Origin of the sequence: Lysinibacillus sp. OL1 (assembly GCF_004332175.1) — a bacterium.
In the GTDB taxonomy this organism is placed as follows: domain Bacteria; phylum Bacillota; class Bacilli; order Bacillales_A; family Planococcaceae; genus Lysinibacillus; species Lysinibacillus capsici.
This window is the reverse complement of sequence record NZ_SJDS01000066.1, coordinates 1-286: the sequence shown is the minus strand read 5'-3', so window position 1 is coordinate 286 and position 286 is coordinate 1. Positions and strand designations below refer to the sequence as shown.

Sequence of the window (286 nt, the reverse complement as noted above, 5' to 3'; positions counted from 1 at the left end):
TTTTTTATCTGGCAATGAAAATAATGGTGCGGGTGAAGGGAGTCGAACCCCCACGCCTTGCGGCGCTAGATCCTAAGTCTAGTGCGTCTGCCAATTCCGCCACACCCGCTTATTATTATTTAAAAATGGTGAGCCATGAAGGACTCGAACCTTCGACCCTCTGATTAAAAGTCAGATGCTCTACCAACTGAGCTAATGGCTCGAAAAAATGGTGCCGGCTATAGGAATCGAACCCACGACCTACTGATTACAAGTCAGTTGCTCTACCTGCTGAGCTAAACCGGCA

The 286-nt window shown here is 47.9% G+C and carries 3 tRNA genes; all 3 read right to left on the bottom strand.

Features of this window, described 5'->3' with window-relative positions:
* Positions 1-24: 24 nt before the first annotated feature.
* Positions 25-109: transfer RNA gene (locus tag EW028_RS24485), tRNA-Leu, on the bottom strand.
* Positions 110-126: 17 nt separating this feature from the next.
* Positions 127-202 (bottom strand) — tRNA-Lys (locus tag EW028_RS24480).
* Positions 203-209: 7 nt separating this feature from the next.
* Positions 210-285, bottom strand: a tRNA-Thr gene (locus EW028_RS24475).
* Position 286: the final 1 nt, after the last annotated feature.